This window comes from Alicyclobacillus macrosporangiidus CPP55 (assembly GCF_000702485.1).
In the GTDB taxonomy this organism is placed as follows: Bacteria; Bacillota; Bacilli; order Alicyclobacillales; family Alicyclobacillaceae; genus Alicyclobacillus_H; species Alicyclobacillus_H macrosporangiidus_B.
The window spans coordinates 2678322-2691729 of sequence record NZ_JNIL01000001.1; the positions used below are offsets into that span (position 1 = coordinate 2678322).

A 13408-nucleotide genomic window follows, 5' to 3' on the forward strand; every position below is an offset into this window, starting at 1 on the left:
GCCGTTTGGCCCCGGGCCGCACCGTACCCTCGGTTGGGCGCCTCGGTCCCCAACGGCTCAATCCGTCTCCCGCAGCGCGGCCCGGAGTTTTCTCAGGCCGCGCTTGCGCCACGTCTTGCACGTCTCCCGGTCCACCCCAAATCGGGCGGCCAGCTCGGGGAGCGTCCAGCCCTCGACGAGCGCCTCAACGCCGATCCGCTCGCGGGGGCTGAGCCCGGCCTGGACGAACAAGATCCGCCATTCCGCCTCCAGGGCCGCTTCGGGCACCCCGGCCCGTCCGCCCGCCAGCGCCGTGGACCCCAAAGCGCTTGCGCCGCCGTCCCCGCGGGCTTGCGCCCGGTCCCACACGGCGTCCCATCCCTCGTCCTCGGGCCCCCCGCCGTCGTACACCCATCGCACCTGCCGCCTCCACTCCCGGCGCATGGCGGAGCGCACATTGCCGCGCACCTTCGCCTGCAGGAAGGCGGGGAAGGGCACCGATCGGCCTGGGTCATAGGCGTACACGGCGGTCATGAGGGCGATGTAGCCTTCCTGCACCGCATCCTCGTACCACACTCCGCGGTAGCGCCGTGCCGCCGCCAACACCACGTTGGAGAACTCCGACACCAACTCGGCCATTGCCAGCGCATCCCCCTGCTGGGCGGCCAACACCTCGGCCACCCAATCCTTTCGCTGCTCCACCTGCACCCGCTCCTGGTGGAGGCCGGCCTCCAAAGATTGCGCGCAGCTTCAGCGTACGGGGGAGAAGAGGCGCGGATCGAAGACAGATATGCTCGCTCCTTTCGATGCCTGACTCGCCAATCACCGATGAATTCCCAACCCTTGTATCGTCAAAATGGACTGACTTCATCACAAGTCTGAAATTCTAAACGTTTATCTTTTAATTCAACGAGGAATCTACTATACTCACTGGTAGGGTTATGAAATTCAGGAAGGCCCGAGAAGGGCGACGAGAGTGGAAGGAGATGGTGAATTCCCGTGTGGCACACGCTTGAACCCGGTGTGCCGGCGTATCTGGAACGGCACCTGATGCCTCCCGACGAGCAGTGGATTCCGTACATAGAGGCGTGGGAGCCCATGTACATTGAGGGGCACGGGAACGCCTGCCGGGTGCACTACGAAAACGGCGGGCGGGCGTACTTTGGCCTGACGCCGAAGAGTCTGCTGCAGCGGGTGGCGAAATACCACGCCATTGACCTGAGCGGGTTGCGGAGGCACTTCTACGCGGCGACCCGCCACCGGCAGACGCCGCCTCTGCCGATTGCCTCCCGCGGTCTGATGTTCTTCGCGTTCAAGGCGCGTTCGTACCAAGATCGCCGCTGGCGCAACGACGGGGCAATGGGGTATGTGGCGATGGAGCGCATCGAGCGGGTGGAGGCGGTCCCCGGCGTGGAACGCCCCACGGTCCGTGTGACGCTTCGGTCGGGCGCGGTGCTGGAAGCCCTGATGCGTGTGGGGCACTTTCATGCGAAGATCGACACGGCGGAGTACTTTCAGTTCTACCTCATGAAGCGGCGGATCCAGCCGCATTGACGAAAGACGTGCCGGGTGCGGGCCGGTGCCGCTTGCCTGCGGGCCGGCAGTCCGCGCCGGTGGCCGAGCCCCGGCGGCCCGGCTCGGCGCCCGCCCCTTCAGGTGCTACGGGCCGTCCTCGGGCAACACGTCGAAGACCAGGCTCCCGTCCGGCCGCACCCCGGCGTACTGGGCGGGATGCCGCGTCACCTCCGCTTGGCCGTGGCTGACATCCACGATGTCATTCGCTACGGCCTCTACCTCTTCCGCCGGGACCCAGAGGGAGAAGGACACGGTCTCCGCGAAGGCCCGATCTACGAGCGTCCGCCCGGTCTGTGTGAGGGCGTGCTCCAGACGGCCGTACTGACCGTAGTCGCAGACCACATCCAGTTTGCAAAGCGGCCTGCAGTGCAACAGCACCGCACGGTCGATCACGTGGCTCGTCGCATCGGCATATGCCCGCACGAGACCATTGGCGCCGAGCAGTACGCCGCCGAAGTACCGCGTGACCACCACCAGGGCATTGGTCACAGGCCGGCGACGAAGCACCTCCAAGATGGGGCGCCCGGCGGTCCCGCTCGGCTCCCCGTCGTCAGAGAACCGCTCGACGGGCACCCCGGTCCCGACCCGGTAGGCGTAGCAGTTGTGCGTCGCTGTCTTGTGCTCTGTACGGATTGCTTCGAGTGCCGCCTCCGCCTCCTCTACCGTACGGGCCGGCACCAGGTGGCCGATGAAGCGGGACTTCTTGATGACCAACTCCGCCTGACAGGCGGCATCCGGCATGATGAATTCTTCGGCAGTCCCGCTCACTCGCCGTTCACCTCCTCAGCGGCAATCCCCGCCGCTGCGGCTAGGCCGCGCTAAAATTTTTGTCGATCCGCGCCGAAAACCCTGTAACATCCCCTCAGTATACTTCGTCATAATGGGCGTGCAAGGGAAAGGCCTGTCCTCACGCGGGTCAGCCGGGTGTCGCAAGGCAGCCCATTCCGCCCCGAACCGGAAGGTTCGCGGCCTAGCCTGGTTCTAAACTGGCAACGCTTCCAGTAGACTTGCACTGTTGGTTTCAATTACGATTGCATGCCAGACCTCGTTCATTACAATGGGAGGTGCCGGCGAAAATGCGCTAGCAATTTTGCCGCCGGGACTTTACTATGCTCGGTATTATCAGTATAATGCCGAGTGAGTAAGATGCCCGCAGTATCGCCGGAATACATACCACTGAGACGGACTTTCTCGGCTGCTGCCGGGCGTGTTCCTTGGCAATCTAGAAATTCCCCCGATTTGTAAAAGGAGATTCGACATCTTTGTCGTAATTCTGGGTGTATGCGCGAAACCGCGCACGCACCTGATAGAGTTTTACAGGGGGATACACCGCACTGAAGGGAGGGATGTCTTCCCGCGGGAGGCGTCTTGGCCGGACTCTCGAGATGGATTGGCACGGGACGCGTAGGTCGGTCGCATTGGCGTTCACGGCCGATACATACGAGAGGCACCACAAGACGAGGAACGTGGGGACAGGGACGAGATCAACGCCTTTGGTGACTCGTCACCAACCCATTCAGTACCAAGCTTCACATTTGAAGTGTCAAGGAGGAGAAAGAGACTTGAAACGTGCGCTTACAGGTATCGCTGCGGCGTCGTTGGTACTGGGTGCCATGACCCCGGCAGCTTTCGCCGGGACGACGACGAACAACAGTGCAACGGTGGCAGGCACGAAACCGGTTGTCGTCAACGGCAACACGATCTCCAATCCATACGTGTTGACCGCTCTCGATTCCGGCAACGTGACGGCCTACTTCGGTATCTATTACTTTAACCAGGCCTTGAAGGCTGCTGGTTACCAGGCTTTCTGGGACGGCAACACGCACACCTGGAACATTGTCGCGCCGAATATCGATCCGTCCAAGGTCAGCGTGGCGGGTGGACTCGGTACCGGGAACACAACCATCAGCATCAACGGGGTTCCTGTGAAGAAGATCAATACCTTCTCGCACAAGGACCCGGCTGGTGGTTCTCAAGAGACGACCTACTTCCCGGTGTACTATGTCAACAACGTGTTCAAGGCCATTGGTTTTAGTGCGAGCTGGGATGGGTCGCAAGGCTTGACCGTGACATCCCCGGCTAACGTCGTTAACGGTGCAGCACTGAGCACTCCGACCCTCACTGGTCAGACGGTTGGTAGTGGACAGCAAACGTCCCCTGCTATCAATGAGTCCGGCGGTACGATCACTGTGTCCACGAAGCTCACGGACGCCAACGGCAACGCGGTTGCCAACGCGAGCTTGTCGCTTACATTCACCGGAAGCACGGTACAACCCACGGTGCAACAGGGCAATACCTTTGCTTCCATTGGTGGCAACGCGACCGACGGCTATACCGCTACCGTCACAACCGACTCCACGGGTACCGCAACATTCACCGTGGGAGGCATCGGTTCCTACGAGCTGGAAATCGACGCACCGTATAGCAACAACGGTAAGACCGTATCGCAAACGGTGTACGTTGGCTTCGTGAATGACGATGCTATCTTGACGCCAAGCGGGGATTACAGTGCGGACACCTCCAGCGCGTCCAATCCGACGGCTGGACTTGTTCCGGTGACAGTGACTCTCCCTGAGATCAACAACAAGCCAGCTGCCGGTCAGCAGGTGACCTTCGTTCTCGCGCAGGCGAACACAGGTGCTGGTGCCACAACGTTGGGTAACCTGCACGCGTTCTTCGCTAATAGCTCCGGTGCGAGCATCTCGGCCAATAACTATTACACGACTTACACTGACGCCAATGGCCAGGCCACGGTTTGGGTAAACGACTACAACGAGGAAAATGTCTATGTGAACGTGTGGCAGGGGGCTTCGGCGTCCGGTAACCCGGCTGCCAGCACGGAGATTTCGTACTCGAATCCTGCTGCCCCGTCGACCTCTCTCGCGTCCATTGGTGTGTCTGCGTTCCAGCCCACCAGCTCGTACACGCCGACTGACACCAGCGTGAGTGGCTTGCCTGGAGATCAGGAAGTGTACTTCGTGCCGCTTGATGCGAGTGGCGACGAGATCACGGGTACCGACGCGGAGATTACGTACATCATCTCGGCCAGCAACGGTGCAAAGATCTCTGAGATTAACGGAGTAGCGTTGCCGGCGCAGGTTGGTACTCCGTCCACGGTTCAGCTGGCTTTGACTGACTACTCCAGTGGTACGTACACGTGGAAGGTTGACGGGTTGCCGTTGGGTACGACGAGCGTCCCGTACTTCTACGTCAATCTGACGAACGTGGCCGCGAACGGTACAACCTTGACGGTCACCAGCGGCAGCGCGAAGGCAACTGCCACGTTCAATTCCGCCGTGACGCCTTCGTATGCGTCGACGTTCACCCCGACCACCGTAGGCCTCAACAGCTTTACGGGCCAGAGCGGCAACGTGACGTTCACCGTGCTCGATGCTAATGGCAATCCGGTCGCTAACAATTCCGCGCAGATTAAGCTTGGTAGCGCAGCTACTAATGTCTGGATCACAGCTGTGAACGGCGCAGCACTGGTGCAGAATGAGGGAACCAATGGTACAGAGCCGACGCCGATTCCGCTGTACTACGTGACCACCCCGCAGCCTGTTGCGTATGCCAGCGGGCTATCTATCCCGGGTGTCGTAACGTGGACCGGACAGACTGCGATGGATCTCGGCACGATCACCGTGTTTACCAATTCCCAAGGCCAAGTCACGCTGACGTTGCAGTCGGGTAACGTCAGCTACTGGGGTGGCAGCGGCAGCTCTTATTCGGTGCAGAACTCTGGTTCGCAGTCTACCACGAATGGTTATACCTATGCCTTCACCTATGGCGACGGCAACACGGGTAACCACGAGGTTCTGTACTTCGGGAACAGCCTGGATCCCAGCTGGGGTGGAACGGGCTATCAGGTTGGTACAATTAAGTGGTAATCCAGCGTCGCAGTGGAAAGCCCGACAGCATTCGCTGTCGGGCTTTTCCTTGTACGCCCGGCATGGGCGGTCTCTACCGTGAAAATGGCACAAAAGAAGTTCCCGTCTCTGCCCTGAGGTGGATTCCTGGTGATTTCAGGAAGCGGCTTGGATTGTTACTGTCAAACCGAGTTTCTCCAGTGAACGCAAGTGTCGACGGATAACTCTTTCCCGATTTCGCCCTTCTTGGTACGTGGGCCCGAGGTCCACGTATTCTGTCTGGTTGACCAGCATGTGATAGATGATGATCAACATGTAGTGGCCCACAGCCACGGCCGCTCTCTTGGACCCCCTGCGAGCGGCGATTCGGTGGTACTTGGCGGACAGGTAAGTGTTCTTGGTCTGGCAGCGGAACGGGCTGCCTCAACCAAGGCTTCTCGCAACCAGGGGTCCCCCTTGCGGGTTTTCCCGCTTCGCCGTTTCCCCGCACTTTCATTATTGCCTGGACACATCCCGGCCCAGGATGCCAAGTGCTGCGCACTTGGGAACCGGCTCATATCCGTACCGATCTCCGCCAGTATCAGTTCCGCTGTCCGTTCACCGATCCCAGGTATCGTCTCAATCCGCCGGAGGTCTTCCTCAAAAGGGCGCATCCGTTGCTCGATTTCGTTACTAACCTCTTCGATCAATTCATCAAGGTGGTCGATGTGCCGCAGCTGTACGGCCAGCATCATCTGTTGATGCGGACGCACGACACCACGCAATGCCCGTCCCAATTCATCGGTCTTGTTTCTCAGGCGCCCTTTGACCAGTTCTTTGAGTTTTGATTCATCCATGTTGCCGCCAATCAGTTCATTGAGAATGGCCCGCCCTGATACGCCAACAACGTCGCTCACCACCGACGCCAGCTTGATGTTGGCTCCTTCAAGGACTTTCTGCAGGCGGTTGATCTCGCTGGCCCGTTCTCGGATGAGAGACTTGCGGTACCGGACCAACTCCCGCAGTTCCCGCTGGTTCCGGTCGGGGATATAGCTCCCCTTGAGCAGGCCATGGCGCAGTAAGTCTGCTATCCATTCCGCATCCCGAACATCCGTCTTTCGGCCAGGGACCTGCTTAATGTGTTGGGCGTTAACGACCAATACCTTGAGATCCTTGTCTTCCAGCAGATTAAAAATCGGCTTCCAGAAGACACCTGTGCTCTCCATTGCCACATGCGTGCATCCATGACTGAGAATCCAGTCAGCCATGGACTCCAGATCATCCGTCATTGTGTCGAACGTCCGCACCTCCCTCGTTTCAGGTGTGATGACGCAGCCAACAACCTTCTTCTTGTGAACATCTAGTCCGCAGCATCGCTCATGTACAACCTGCATATGCTGCCACTCCCCACGAAAGGAGAATCACAGCCACGTGGCGACCGATGCGATGGAATTCTACCGTACGTGCTTCCCGATGTCGGGAGCCACAATTCGTGGTGCTCCAGGCCGCCCGCTCCGTCTATAGGACGGACTCGTGGTACCAGAGGCTCACGAGCTCTATGTGGCCGTCTAGCAGCATAGTAGATCGCTGACCCTCATTTTCATAGATTGTGGTACCGCTGGCGGCATGGGGGTCTATAGGGTGAAAGTCCCGAACGGGGGTTGGAGACACACCTACCACTAACCTAGAGCAACGGTGTCCATCGTGAGGTGGAATCCGAAGACCAGCTATGTGATGTCAAGTCCATCATCGAGTTTTAAGAACATTGAAGGGAAGTGATGTTTTAGGGTGTAGTTTAGTAAGCCTGTGCAAGACAGACGGATAATCGAATATTCAGTCAGAACCCAGTTCTCATGCGATTGGTTCGTACGGCTGTCGGTCTCGGAGCACGGCATGGATGATGTAAGTCAGCTTCCGTGCGACGGCGCCTGTAGCTGCCAATGGATGCTTGCCTTCAGCTCGCTTCTGTTCATAAAATTCCCGGAGTATTGGGTTATGCGTTTTAGCGACACTGGCGGCCAGCCAGATAGCTCGTCGAAGGTATGGTGAGCCTCGCTTGGACATTCGGTTACGTGTGCCGGCGAATTCACCAGACTGTCGTACCGTTGGGTCGATTCCAGCATAGGCAACAAGCTTTACTCCAGTCGGGAACCTGGAAATATCACCGATTTCGCCGAGAATCGCAGCAGCTAAAACAGGACCAATGCCTGGGATCGTCACCAGGTTGCTATCGACGGCCTCTAATCGCTTCGCGATCTCAGTGTTGAGGGACTCAAGCTGCTCCTCCGTGAATCGAATTTGTTGCACAAGCAAGCGCAGTTGTAGGCGATAAGCATCAAGGGCCATATCGATCCCGAACGATGATTTGGCAGCAGATTTCAGCTCCACCGCTTTATCGAGACCTAAGCGATTCCGACTGTGCTTTGCGATGAATGCAGCAAGCTCCTCCGTATCCACGGCCAGGATTTCTTCTGGCGTCGTGTATTCCATCAGCAACTTGGAGGACGTCTTACCAAACAGGTCGGAAAACACTCGCTCGTACTCGGGAAACAGCATGTCCAGAATGCTGATGACTTGCCGTTTCAGGTCGGAAATCGTGTCAACCAGACTAAACCGAAATCGGCTCAATTGGCGTAAGGCAATGACTTCTTCACTCGCCAATTCCGTCGTTGTATATCGACCGAAGCGCAGCACCTCGGCGATGATAAAAGCATCCTTGGCATCATTCTTGGTCTGGCGAATGTACATGTTGCGAAATGCATCCGATTGAATCGGGTTGATGACACTGGGCTGGAGCCCATGCTTACGCAAGAACGAATGCAGAACGAGCCAGTAGTGCCCGGTGGCCTCCATGGCGATATGGGTGGATGACAAATTGGGATCAACGCAGCGCATCCACTGAATTAGTTTCTGGCCGCCGGCCTGAGTATTTGGGAAGCGAAGCGTCTTCCCCCGAATCTGGCCGGATGCATCGATGATGCAGGCTTCATGATTGCGTTTACCGATGTCAATGCCAACAAAATACACAACACGTACCTCCAAGTGGGTCGGATCCGCACAACGTTGCGATCTACAACCTAGATTGAGATTCGGAGACAGGGCACAAACCCTCCAACATCCAGCTCGTTCGTAAACTCCCGCAAGGCGGGGACTACACTCTTCGGAACGAGAACCAATGGTCCCAAGGAAGCTGCCGTAGTACCCCGACCACTACGAGAATTTTATCTCAAAACCCTCCGGAGTACGTGACATCAATATACTAGGAAGCTAGAGGCAAACTCTCGACCCGAGGTACACGAATCGCATCTGAGGCTGCTGCAGTCGGACGAGTTGCCCCAACACAACAAAGTCCCAAGTCGCCAAGGGCTGTGGCAGTAGATGCGGCGGGTACATGAGAGGAAAGGGGCCGTTCTTATCCGGGGAGGCCTGTCCGGTACGCCGGTAGAGCCGGTAACCGCCGTCGAGAGGCGGCGCTGAACGGACAGGAGTCAGCAGAGGCCATAGTACGTGGGTGAGCGCTCGCCTGCAGAAGGGCCGAACATGAAACGAGGATGGACTACAGGCGTTCATGCGACGAGCGACGACAGCAGAATACCCCGCAAGGGGCCTCCACCCGGAGGGTAGCGGTGAAGCCGCGAGAGGCCGGGATTGGAGGGCCGAGTTCGTCGTTGGCACAAGTGCAGATCCCATCCTGCGAAGAGGGTGACTCCCTGCTGGAGAAGATGCTGGAGCGGGAGAACCTGCTCTTGGCACTTCGTCGAGTTGAGGCGAACAAGGGGGCGCCAGGGGTGGATGGCGTGACGGTAGCACAACTACGGTCGTACATCCAGACCCACTGGGCTGACATCCGTCAGCAGCTGCTGACAGGGACCTACAAACCGCAACCCGTCAGACGGGTCGAAATTCCGAAACCCGGAGGCGAGGTGCGGGGACTGGGGATCCCCACCGTGATAGACCGATTCATCCAGCAGGCGCTGCTCCAGGTACTGAACCCGATTTTCGACCCGGAGTACTCTGACAACAGTTTCGGGTTTCCGGACGGGCCGAATTGGCTCCTATCTGAATGCAGGCGTCATGGCGGATGGGGTGGTCGTACGCAACGAGGAATGGACATCACAAGCCGGCCCCTCAGTCCGCTGCTTACCAACATCATGCTGTATGAGTTCGACAAGGAGTTGGAGAAGCGTGGACACCGGTTTGTCCGCTATGCTGACGACTGCAATGTCTACATGAAGTCGCGCCGGGCGGGCGAGCGAGTGATGGCGTCACTGACCATATACCTGGAGGAGACACTCAAACGGCAGGTCAACCAGGAGAAGAGTGCGGTAGACCGGCAAAGGAAGTTGAAGCTCCTCGGATTCAGATTCCTGTCCGACAAGCTGACCGCTTGGCACCGAAGACGATTGAACGGTTCAAAGAGCGGGTGCGCCAGATCACCAGCCGCTCACGGAGCATGCCCATCGCGGAGCGCATCAGGCAATTGAACGCGTACATCTTGGGATGGGTGGCGTACTACTGATTGGGGCTGCGCAGTCTTCAGGCGAGATACCTTACACTTCGTGGAGTTTCATGAACCGCCGTATGCGTACCCGCACGTATGGTGGTGTGAGAGGACGGGGGCCATTCGCCCCCTGTACTCATTCACACTATGAAGTCCATTGTACGTAGGTCGGTTGTTGTCAGCCGTTGAGGGAAGTAATGTTTTTCAGAAGCTCAAACGAGCTCTGCAAGTCCGAGTGAGCGCTCACAAGCTCCTGCAATTGCTTGTCCACATTCGTCTCGCCGCGCTCACGCTTCGCCATAAGGGTAATCAATTTCGCCAAGTTTGCGGTATGTTGGTCAGTACTCCCCACCGCATGGCTTGCGAACTGTATCGCTTCATCGGGATTATGGATTGCCAGAGCGGACGCTGCCAGTGAGTCATACGTGAACGCGTCCAGTACATAAGGCTCCATCGGCGGTAAGTAAGGCGGTAGGTGTTGAACCACGCTTTGCCGGTTCAGATACTGGTTGTACAAGTTCTTCGCTTCGCGAAATGCGGTCATGGCAGACGACGGGTTGGTCGGCGCTACCTTCATCCCGTAGACAGCCGACGCATTGATGGCGAGGGCCACGTACTCCGGATGAAAGGGCGAATCTTGGAATGCCTGCTTTGCGTAAGCGTAGGCTTGCTGGTACTCTCCCAGTTGGTAAGCAAGCACGGCGGCGCGGTTCTGGATTGCAGCATCGAACGGCGCAAGTTGAGCAGCCTGTTCGAAGTCCACAAGCGCGCGCTGTTGTCCCTCGTTTGAGCCATTCGCTATCTGCTGCTCTACGACTCCCATGTCCACCAAATACTCCGGATCACGCGGCGCAATAGCGTGGGCATTCTCGTATGCTTGTAACCGGTCACTATTGGATGGCATCTTGGCTGCGGCTTGGGCGATGTTCCCCGCGCGGATGGTCTGGACCCCGTTGAAAAAGGCCACTGCGGACGCCGCACTGAGGATGACAGCTCCCCCAAAGCCCGGATGGCTAACGACACGGGACCAAAAGGACGTTCCGGTGATTGCCACCCGCTTGCTTGGGGATTTCCAAGGCATATTCGATACGGTCGTGTTCACACTTGGGCCTTCTGTTGAGCGTGTTGCTGCCACCTCGTTCCCAACCGATGTCAGCAAGTGGGACACGTCGTCACTTGAGCGAATTGCGATAGCGGCGCCACAGCCTGACACAAGCAGAAACATCAAGTACAGGAACGACATGTCCCAGTCCATCAACGAGTGAACGAACACGAACAATGCTCCTGCACATAATGCCCTTTGCGCTGCGTAAGAAGGGGAGAAAGAGGCACTCGTCGATCCGGTCCAGGAGCCGGTCTTGTCAGCATCGGCATCCGTCAATGTGGCTTGATCCGGACGCCCTTCGATGAAGACGCCCTGTTCCATCAGATACGGCCACACAACCGCACGAATGAGGGGCCACAGACTCACCAGTAGCGCAGCCAGGCCAACCAGACCGACCTCCATGGCCACGTCGATGGCAAACGAATGAACCCGCGTGCTCCAGTAGGGGTACGTCTGCACCATTTGGAACATCGTCGGCCAGGCGCCGCCTCCGGACCCAAAGAGCGGGCTTCGCTCAACTATCTTCCATCCGTCCTCCCAAAAGATGAACCGCTGAGCGACGCTGAGTTGATCGGGATGGTACGAGTGCAGCTTGGCGAGCAGGGCGTTGTGCTCGACAGCGGCCGCGATGGCACCCAAAATCACGCCCAATAAAACGAGGCGTGGAAATGTCCACACGCGCTCCATCTTGGAGCCGGCGAACACGTCGAGAACCATCATGAGTGCGACCGGCAGCACAAACATCAGCGCCACACCGGACCACCCGAACATCGCGTTGGCAGTTGTCAGGCCCTTGTGCAGCAGTGGATACCCGGCAGCGACACCAATCACGGACACATACAGATTCACAAGGAACCGCCCGCGCACATCATTATCTCCGACTCGTCGCAGACCCACAATGGCAAGAATGACGACCAACAGCCACAATGCCAGAGCGCCGCGCGATCCCGACGCCAACACACCGCCAATGTTCAAACCGGCAAACCCAAGACTGATCCAACGCTGCCACCAGTGGCTGGTAAGCGTTGCATACACCAGCGCGGCGATGGCCACGCTACCGGTGAACGCCGCGTACGCGTTGTGATATTGGAACACGGAAGCCACGAAGTGATTCGACGGGTCGAACGCAGACGGGAACAGAAATTGACCCCATGCGTTTCCCATACCCACCACGTTGATGGGAACGGACGCAAGGCACAGGCCGTAGATAGCCCATTCGGCCATGGTGGCACGGAACGGCGAAAAGCGAAACAAAAGAAACGGGACCAAAAGAGCGATCGCGTCCATCGCGCTGACCAATGCGCTTGTGTAATTGGCGGCATAAAAGACCGAGATCGCATAGAGGAAAACGTATAGGAAGAAGGACAAGTCATATCGAGTTACATATCGAGTTATTCGCGGCGCTACGGCTGAGCTTTCAAGTAAGCCACTTACAGCGGCACGCCATCGGCCCGGTGACAGCATCCATAATCCGGCCAACAACAATACGCCCGACAACCAAGCGTCCACGACAACGTGTCCACGCGGAAAGAACACACCATTTGAGTAAAAGGGCAGCAAGCACAATGCGGCGGCCACGAACACACCGAGGACTACACTGAGCATATTTGTCCACATGAACGCCATCGCTCCCGTATCGTCGAATCAAATTGGATCCCTATCATTCTATCACGCAGTTCGATCTTTCCATATCATGTGTAAATAGCTAGCGAACCAACGAGGAATTGGCTTTGCACACGCCGACTCTAGCAGGTATAGTGGTGTGAGAGTGCCTCCACGAAAGGGATGATGGGTGTTGAAGAAAGCCACGTGGATTTCCGCGATCACACTGCTGACCATCCTGGCCACAAGTTGCGGGGCCTCCGATACAACAACGCCATCGAATGCAACGAACCAGACGTCGAGTGCCAAGACCGGAAATGCTCAATCTGGCGGCACCATGATTGTCGGCGGAGATGCCTACCAAGGTAAAGACAAACTCGCGAAGCTTGAACAGGATGCGGCCGCACATCCGTCCGACGCAAAGGCTCAGATCCAGGCTGGCATCAGCGCGTACGTGAACGGAGACATGCAAAAAGCGATTACGTATTACCACAAGGCCATTGCGGACGATCCGAAGAATGCACTCCCGTACAACAACCTGGGTAACGTGTACTTTCGCGGCTTGAAACAGCCGAAGGAAGCCTTGCAATACTACCAGAAAGCCACCCAGGTGGATCCGACTTACGCCTTCGGCTGGTGGAATCTCGCACTGTGTGAAATTGATCTAGGAGACAAATCGGCAGCAAAGACTGCTCTTCAGCAGGGTCTCAGCAAAGTACCGAAGGACGACCCGCACTATAAAAACCTGCAGGATACGTTGAAGACGCTGGGCTGATCGTTCGGCACTGGCACATTATCGAC

7 protein-coding genes and 2 pseudogenes are annotated in these 13408 nt (G+C 57.7%); 4 read left to right on the forward strand and 5 right to left on the reverse strand.

Going from position 1 to position 13408, the window contains the following annotated elements; translation table 11 throughout:
* Positions 1-57 precede the first annotated feature (57 nt).
* Complete coding sequence (locus tag N687_RS0113425; RefSeq protein WP_029422338.1) at positions 58-681, reverse strand: RNA polymerase sigma factor; 624 nt, start codon at positions 679-681, stop codon at positions 58-60.
* Between the two features lie 297 nt (positions 682-978).
* On the opposite strand from N687_RS0113425, the gene N687_RS0113430 reads away from it, so the two are divergent.
* On the forward strand, positions 979-1533 hold the full coding sequence (locus tag N687_RS0113430; protein ID WP_029422339.1) for a hypothetical protein: 555 nt from the start codon (positions 979-981) through the stop codon (positions 1531-1533).
* 105 nt (positions 1534-1638) lie between these two features.
* Here N687_RS0113430 and N687_RS0113435 read toward each other — a convergent pair whose 3' ends face one another.
* Positions 1639-2322 carry a YigZ family protein gene (locus N687_RS0113435; protein ID WP_231493480.1) on the reverse strand — a complete coding sequence of 228 codons (684 nt, stop codon included), beginning with the start codon at positions 2320-2322 and terminating at the stop codon, positions 1639-1641.
* Between the two features lie 794 nt (positions 2323-3116).
* On the opposite strand from N687_RS0113435, the gene N687_RS0113440 reads away from it, so the two are divergent.
* Positions 3117-5441, forward strand: a complete 2325-nt coding sequence (locus tag N687_RS0113440) for a beta strand repeat-containing protein (protein WP_029422341.1) — start codon at positions 3117-3119, stop codon at positions 5439-5441.
* Positions 5442-5576: 135 nt separating this feature from the next.
* Here N687_RS0113440 and N687_RS21190 read toward each other — a convergent pair.
* Both N687_RS21190 and N687_RS0113450 read right to left on the reverse strand, forming a co-directional pair.
* Positions 5577-6793 (reverse strand): annotated as a pseudogene (locus N687_RS21190) (IS110 family transposase).
* 457 nt (positions 6794-7250) lie between these two features.
* Positions 7251-8426 carry an IS110 family transposase gene (locus tag N687_RS0113450; protein WP_029422342.1) on the reverse strand — a complete coding sequence of 392 codons (1176 nt, stop codon included), beginning with the start codon at positions 8424-8426 and terminating at the stop codon, positions 7251-7253.
* A gap of 524 nt (positions 8427-8950) precedes the next feature.
* Between N687_RS0113450 and N687_RS25530 the strand changes: the two are divergent.
* A pseudogene (locus N687_RS25530) lies at positions 8951-9915 on the forward strand (reverse transcriptase domain-containing protein); the annotation flags it as partial.
* A gap of 163 nt (positions 9916-10078) precedes the next feature.
* Here the strand turns inward: N687_RS25530 and N687_RS0113460 are convergent.
* On the reverse strand, positions 10079-12631 hold the full coding sequence (locus N687_RS0113460; protein ID WP_029422343.1) for an O-antigen ligase family protein: 2553 nt from the start codon (positions 12629-12631) through the stop codon (positions 10079-10081).
* Positions 12632-12800: 169 nt separating this feature from the next.
* On the opposite strand from N687_RS0113460, the gene N687_RS22310 reads away from it, so the two are divergent.
* Complete coding sequence (locus N687_RS22310) at positions 12801-13382, forward strand: tetratricopeptide repeat protein (protein WP_051663246.1); 582 nt, start codon at positions 12801-12803, stop codon at positions 13380-13382.
* The last annotated feature ends 26 nt before the right edge of the window (positions 13383-13408 follow it).

Coding starts and splice junctions, on each gene's coding strand:
- N687_RS0113460 (WP_029422343.1), bottom strand. CDS start 12,631: ATGGCGTTCATGTGGACAAATATGCTCAGTGTAGTCCTCGGTGTGTTC.